General features: G+C 45.9%; 7 protein-coding genes. 3 read left to right on the forward strand and 4 right to left on the reverse strand.

Translation table 11 applies throughout. From position 1 onward, the window contains the following. The first annotated feature begins 171 nt into the window (after positions 1–171). Entirely contained in the window at positions 172–936 is a 765-nt protein-coding gene (locus tag H528_RS0105255; RefSeq protein ID WP_022853290.1) for an SAM hydrolase/SAM-dependent halogenase family protein, read from the forward strand. Further along, positions 920–1648, forward strand: coding sequence for a tRNA1(Val) (adenine(37)-N6)-methyltransferase (locus H528_RS12790; RefSeq protein ID WP_022853291.1), 729 nt, complete (start codon positions 920–922; stop codon positions 1646–1648). Before H528_RS0105255 ends, H528_RS12790 begins: the two co-directional genes overlap by 17 nt. Here H528_RS12790 and H528_RS0105265 read toward each other — a convergent pair. Both H528_RS0105265 and H528_RS0105270 read right to left on the reverse strand, forming a co-directional pair. Next, positions 1612–2088, reverse strand: coding sequence for a DciA family protein (locus tag H528_RS0105265; RefSeq protein ID WP_022853292.1), 477 nt, complete (start codon positions 2086–2088; stop codon positions 1612–1614). The genes H528_RS12790 and H528_RS0105265 overlap by 37 nt on opposite strands. Beyond that, positions 2088–3452, reverse strand: a complete 1365-nt coding sequence (locus H528_RS0105270; RefSeq protein ID WP_022853293.1) for a phosphomannomutase/phosphoglucomutase — start codon at positions 3450–3452, stop codon at positions 2088–2090. Before H528_RS0105270 ends, H528_RS0105265 begins: the two co-directional genes overlap by 1 nt. Before the next feature lie 164 nt (positions 3453–3616). Between H528_RS0105270 and lgt the strand changes: the two genes are divergently transcribed. After that, on the forward strand, positions 3617–4417 hold the full coding sequence (gene lgt / locus H528_RS0105275) for a prolipoprotein diacylglyceryl transferase (RefSeq protein ID WP_022853294.1): 801 nt from the start codon (positions 3617–3619) through the stop codon (positions 4415–4417). On the opposite strand, the gene H528_RS0105280 is transcribed toward lgt, so the two are convergent. Next, positions 4402–5331, reverse strand: a complete 930-nt coding sequence (locus H528_RS0105280) for a calcium/sodium antiporter (RefSeq protein WP_022853295.1) — start codon at positions 5329–5331, stop codon at positions 4402–4404. The two genes, lgt and H528_RS0105280, sit on opposite strands and share 16 nt — an antisense overlap. Before the next feature lie 19 nt (positions 5332–5350). After that, positions 5351–6631 carry a serine--tRNA ligase gene (gene serS / locus H528_RS0105285; protein ID WP_022853296.1) on the reverse strand — a complete coding sequence of 427 codons (1281 nt, stop codon included), beginning with the start codon at positions 6629–6631 and terminating at the stop codon, positions 5351–5353. Between the last annotated feature and the right edge of the window lie 254 nt (positions 6632–6885).

Genomic DNA, 6885 nt, shown 5'->3' on the forward strand with positions numbered 1-6885 from the left:
AAGCACAAGGGCAGGGATCGTTCCTATTTTTGTTACGAAAAATGGGAATGGATCCTCGACGGGCCTTAAGAAAAGGTATTTTGTAAGGTCTCTAAAAAATAAAACGCTTGCAATAATAATGTTAAGATGTCATCTGTTTAACGGTCCTGAATAAAAAACAGGGGGCCGTTGATGGCTATTGTCTTGCTAACGGATTTTGGCGTAAGAGACCATTACGTGGCGGTGATGAAGGGGGTCATTAAGTCTATCTTTCCCGCCGCAGATATTATTGACCTATCCCATGAGGTACCCCCTCAGGATGTAGCTAGCGGGGCCTATCTTTTGGGGGTTTCTTATCGTTATTTCCCAGAGGGTAGCATTTTTGTGGCGGTGGTGGACCCTGGCGTTGGCACAGAACGAAAAGGCATTCTTGTCTCAGCGAGCAGGTATTTTTTTATTGGCCCGGACAATGGCCTTTTTACTTTGGTATTAGAGCGCGAAAAAGAGTTTTCGGCCTGGGAGCTCAAGAATAAGGCCTATTTTCGCAAAGAAGTGAGCCATACCTTCCACGGCCGTGATATTTTTGCACCGGTGGCAGCTCACCTGGCAAAAGGGGTTGAGCCTTCTTCTTTTGGCCCTAAGGCCAAAGAAATAGTGAGGCTTCCCTGGCCCAAGATTAAAAAAGACGAAAAAATTATAGTCGGGACGATAATTTATGTAGACCGCTTCGGAAATCTCATTACCAATATCCACGAAACTGACCTTGCCGGAAAAGAAATAAAAAAAGTCAGCTACAAAGGCCTTGAAATACCTTTTCTTAAGACGTATGGGCTAGCTCCTAAAGGCACTCCCCTTGCTCTTATCGGAAGCGAAGGTTACCTTGAAATCGCAGTCTCGGAAGGAAGTGCCCTAGCACGCTTTGGCAAAGAAGGCCAGGTTTATGTGGAACTTGCCTGAGGTTAGTGAGGAAAGCCTGCTTAAAGGAAACCTTACGGTATACCAGCCAGCCAAAGGTTATCGTTTCTCCCTTGAAGTTTTTCTGCTGGCGGGTTTTGTGCGCTTAAAACCCGGGGAAATTGCCCTTGAGCTTGGGGCTGGCTGCGGAGTAATAAGCCTTATTCTTTTTTACCGGAATCCTTTAAACCGGATCATAGGGCTTGAGATTCAAAAAGAACTTGTTGCTTGTTTCGCTAAAAACGTAAAGCGAAATAACTTTAGCGATGGTGTTTTCCCGGTGTGCGGGGATGTGAAAAAACTTCCCTTTAAAGCCGGGGCCTTTCAGGTGGTCTTTGCTAACCCACCTTACTATCCATTGGGGACAGGCAGGCTTTCACCAGATCCTCAGGAAAGAATTGCCCGCCATGAGATCCTGGCCACGCTTTCAGATTTTTTAAGCGCAGCGGCCCTTGCTTTGAGAAACCGCGGAAGGTTTTATCTTATTCACGGGGTCCAAAGGCTTCCGGAAATACTTTACCTGTGCCAGGAAAAGGGGTTTGCGCCTAAGACCCTGCGCGTGGTGCATTCTTATCCCGAAGACGAAGGAAGACTTATTCTTCTTGAAGCTGTAAAAGCTGGTGGCCAAGAACTGAGGATACTTCCGCCGCTTTTCGTGTATACCAAAAAGGGCGGGCCTTATACCGATGAGGTTGCGCGTCTTTTTGCTCCGTAACGCATTCTTTTTTTGGTAATGGTGATGCGCAGTCGCAAAAAGGCTTCCCGCAATTCGTTGTCTTCGATAATAGCTAGTTCTTTGCGAAGACGATCAAGAAGGGCCTCTGAAAGTTTTACTTCTTTTCGCGGAGGCTTAGTATAAAAATTTTGCCTGTCCCTTTTTAAAATTAGGCGGATTCTTTGGAAAACAGCTTCACCGGCTAATTCGTTTAAGCGTGCAAGGATCCTTTTCTCTTCAAAGCGCAGGCGCTGAAGCCAAATATTGTCAGCCACTTCAAGGATGAGCACCCCTCTTGCAAAGCCAAGGGGCTTCACTGCCCTGGCAAGGGGTTTGCCGACTATTCCTTCCCAGGAATCAAGAATGCGGGCGGCCAGCAGACTTTTCTGCCAGGCAGGGGCCGCCCACATTCTTTTGAGCACTGAACCAAGGGGTTCCATTATACTTCCTGCTTTACTTGTTCTAATTTTTCTTCGATAAAACGGCGTATTTCTGCCAGGCGTTTTTCATCTTTTGCTTCAAAGCGAAGCACGAGCACGGGTTGGGTGTTAGAGGCACGTACAAGGCCCCAGCCATCTTCGAAAATAACCCTTGCACCATCGATATCAATGACGTTTAATCCCTCCGCTTTGAGTTTTTCCGTAAGTCTGCGCACAATTTCAAATTTTTTCTCATCAGGGCATTCCACCCTGATTTCAGGGGTTGAAACCATTTTGGGCAAGTCTTTTAGCATTTCAGAAAGAGGGGTGTCTGCGCTTGCGACGATTTCTGCAAGCCGTAAAGAGGCATAAACGGCGTCATCAAAACCAAAAAAGCGGTCTGCAAAAAAGATATGCCCGCTCATCTCTCCGGCAAGAAGGGCCTTTTCTTCTTTCATTTTGTTTTTAATAAGGGAGTGGCCGGTTTTCCACATAATGGGTTTTCCGCCAAGCCGCGCGATTTCATCATACATGACTTGTGAGCATTTAACTTCACCGATGATGGTGGCTCCGGGGTGTTTCTGCAAGATGTCACGGGCAAAAATAATGAGAAGTTGATCTCCCCAGAGCACGTTTCCTTTGTCGTCGATAACGCCAATGCGGTCACCGTCACCATCGTAGCCCACGCCAAAGTCAGCACCAATCTCAAGGACCTTGGCCCTCAAGTCTTTTATGTTTTCTGCTACCGTGGGATCAGGAAAGTGGTTGGGAAAAGTGCCGTCAACTTCGCAATAAAGGGAAGTTACCTCACAGCCTTGGTCTTTGAAGGCAAAAGGCGCGGTGAGGGCAGTAACGCCGTTTCCGCAATCAATAACGATTTTTAGAGGTTTTTTAACGTTTATGTTCTCTTTGAGAAAATTGAGATAGGTTGGCAGGATGTCATAGGATGTCTTTTCTCCTGATCCTGATTCAAAGTCTTCTTTTTCGATAAGTTCACGGAGTTCTTGGATTTTGGGGCCATAGATGGTTTCTTTGCCCACGCATATTTTGAATCCGTTGAATTCAGGGGGATTGTGAGACCCTGTTACCTGGATCCCTCCATCAATACCTTCTAATTTAAAAAGGGAAAAATACATTACAGGAGTAGGGGTGACGCCAATATCAACCACGTCAAGACCGGTGGAGAGAATCCCCTTAATTAAGGCTTCCTGGAGTTTAGGGCCAGAGAGCCGGCCATCTCGGCCAGAGACTACTTTTTTGCCACCAGTGCGTTTGACCATGGTTCCGTAGGCTTTGCCAATGGCTTCAGCAACTTCCACGGTGAGGTCCTGATCTACCTTGCCACGTATGTCGTACTCCCGAAACATGAGCGGATTTACCTTCATAGATACCCTCCTCTGAGAAAAGCTTTTCTTTATTTTTAACACAAAACATGGCTTTCTTTCCAAAGAAAAAATAAGTCAGTTATGGGGACAGGCAAAATAAACCGAAATAGGGACAGGCAAACAATAAAGCTGGAACTTTTAGCAGGCCTCGTTATAATGGCCTCATGATTTCTTATCCGCACATTGACCCGGTTATTGTTCACATAGGCCCGCTTGCGATTCGCTGGTATGGTCTCATGTATCTACTGGGATTCCTGGCTGCGTATTTTCTGACTAAATATCAGTTGCGTGAGCGGGGGTTAAGGGAACTTGAAACACACCTTGATAACATCATTTTCTGGGGTGCCCTGGGTCTTATTATTGGCGCTCGCCTAGGCCATGTTTTTTTCTATTTTCCCGGCTACTATCTTAAGCATCCCTTAGAGATTTTTGCCCTCTGGCACGGTGGTATGTCTTTCCACGGGGGGCTCCTTGGTGTTCTCATTACCGGATACATCTACGCCAAAAAACACGGGCTTAATTTTTGGTTTTGGGCTGATCTTTTTGTAGTCCCGGCACCTATTGGTCTTGGGCTTGGGCGTCTTGGCAATTTTATAAATGGTGAGCTATACGGTCGCCCTACAGATGTCCCCTGGGCTATGGTTTTTCCTAAAGGTGGTCCTATACCGCGGCATCCTTCTCAGCTTTACGAAGCCTTTGGCGAAGGATTGGTGCTCTTTCTTCTTATGTGGTTTTTACGCAAGAAAAATTGGCCATGCGGCTATAAATTTGCCACTTTTTTGGTGGCCTATGGTGTCATCCGGTTTTTCATAGAGTTTTTCCGTGAGCCAGACGCTGGGGTGCCGCTTTTATTTGGCTGGATGACAAGAGGCCAGCAGTTTTGTTTTGCCATGGTTGTGGTAGGGATTGCCCTTTTTCTCATAAAGAAAAGAAAAGCTCCCTGCCAGCCCTATCGGTATAGATAGAGGATGTAAACGATGTAGCACCCAAGTAGGATAGCTCCTTCTTTTCTGGTTACGTCTTTGCCTATAAAGAGCATGGCCCAGGCCAAAAAGAAAAAGCCCATCATCACGCTTAAGTCAAAAGTCACCTCGTGATGAGAAAAGGTAAAGGGTTTTATCAGAGAGGTGCAACCGAGTATTGCTAAAACATTCATAATGTTTGAACCAATAACATTGCCAAGGATAATGTCCCCAGCGCGCCGATAGGCAGCCACTAAAGTTGAAAAAAGTTCAGGAAGGCTTGTCCCCACTGCCACCATGGTAAGGCCGATAACCCTTTCAGAGATACCAAATTTCCGCGCAATACCAACAGCACCTTCTACCAAAAACTCTGCTCCCTGAGAAAGAAGCGCTACTCCTACGGCCACCCCAGCGATGTAGAGCAAAACTTTTTTCACTTCGGGTTTTTCGTTTTCTGGAGAAGGGGCAGCTACGCTTCCTGAGCGCTTAAGTAAAAAAACTAAAAAAACTGCAAGAAAAATAAGTAAAAATAGGCCTTCTAGGCGAGTGAGTTTGCCATCGTAGGCGAAAATATAAAGAAGAATTCCGGTAAAGAGCATAAAAGGAACTTCTTGGGTAACAAAGCGAAACGAAGTCTTTAAGGGGCGAATGATGGCCACAAGACCCAGGACTAGACCAAGATTGGCGATATTTGAGCCAACCACGTTGCCAAAGGCCACATCTCCGATGCCTTTAAAGCTTGCTACTAAAGTTGCCGCAAGCTCTGGGGCAGAGGTACCAAAGGCTACAAGAGTAAGCCCTATTACTAATGGAGAAACTCGTAAAAGTAGTGCCAAACGGGTGGCAGAGTTAACTAATGCCTCACCACCGCCATAAAGCAAAATAATACCTAATACGAGATAGATGAACTCTTTCATGGCAAAGGCTGCTTAAGATTTATTTTTCCGGCTCTATTACTTCCTGACCACCAAGATAAGGTCGCAGAACTTCAGGAACAACTACAGTGCCGTCTTTTTGTTGGTAGTTTTCAATAATGGCCATGAGAGTGCGGCCTACTGCAAGGCCTGAGCCGTTTAAGGTATGAACCAAGCGTGGCTTTTTGCCTTCTTTAGGGCGGAATCTAATATTTGCGCGACGGGCCTGGTAATCTTCAAAGTTGCTACAGGAAGAAATCTCTACAAAACGATTTTGTCCAGGGGACCAAACTTCTATGTCGTAAGTTTTGGCTGCGGCAAACCCAAGGTCTCCGGTGCAGAGGATTACTACGCGATAGGGAAGATTAAGTTTTTGAAGCACTTCTTCGGCATCTAAAGTAAGGCTTTCCAGCTCGTCGTAAGATGTGTCAGGGTGGACAAACTTGACTAGTTCAACCTTGTTGAATTGGTGCTGCCTTATGATGCCCTTAACATCGCGCCCGTGGGCCCCTGCTTCAGCTCTAAAACAAGGTGTGTAGGCCACGTAATAGATCGGAAGCTTTTCTTCTGGAAGGATTTCATTACGGTGTAAATTGGTAACAGGCACTTCTGCGGTGGGAATTAAGTAATAATTCCAGTCTTCAAGTTTAAAAAGATCTTCTTTAAATTTGGGAAGCTGCCCTGTGCCGATCATGGAGTCTTCGTTCACAATAAAAGGGGGTAATACTTCGTAATAACCGTGCTCACGAGTGTGCAAATCAAGCATAAAGCTTATTAAAGCCCTTTCTAAACGAGCTCCTGCACCGCGATAAACAACAAAACGGCTTCCTGTAATTTTTGCAGCACGGGAAAAATCAAAGATGCCGAGTTTTTCTCCTATTTCCCAGTGAGGCTTTGGTTTAAAATCAAACTCACGGATATCACCCCAGCGCTTTATTAATTGGTTGTCTTTTTCATCTTCTCCTGGCGGTACTGATTCATGGGGCAGATTAGGGATCTCAAGAAGAAGCATACGCAGTCTTGCTTCTACTTCTCTTAGTTCTGCTTCAAGGGTTTTGAGGCGCTCGCCAAGCTCTTTTACCGCTGCCATCTGGGCGCTGGCGTCTTGGCCTTCTTTTTTCAGGCGACCAATTTCATCTGAGGCGTTTTTTCTTTCGTGTCTAAGCTTTTCAACCTCGGTGAGCAGCTCACGGCGGCGCTTGTCAAGGGAAAGGACTTCGTCTATGGGATATTCTTCACCCCTAAGAGCAAGGCGTTCTTTAACAAAGTCCGGTTTTTCGCGAATAAGCCTGATATCTAACATAAAGTACTCCTTAATATCGTGCTCGGATAGTTTTAGGCAAAACTTTGCCTTTCTGAGAGCCGAAAGTCAACACTTTAGTTGTCGATAGTTTTTCTAGCAAGCTTTAAGGCTTAGCCAGGACGAAACAGAAAGTAGCTTCCGCCGCCTGCGCTTAAGCCCAAGCTTCTCCCTTAGCTCGGCAAGCGCTTCTTTTACAAACTTCTCCGTGCCTATTACCAAGCCCTCTGAAAAATATCTAATCCTCCGCCGAAAAA

It is taken from the genome of Thermodesulfatator atlanticus DSM 21156, from assembly GCF_000421585.1.
GTDB classification, from domain to species: domain Bacteria; phylum Desulfobacterota; class Thermodesulfobacteria; order Thermodesulfobacteriales; family Thermodesulfatatoraceae; genus Thermodesulfatator; species Thermodesulfatator atlanticus.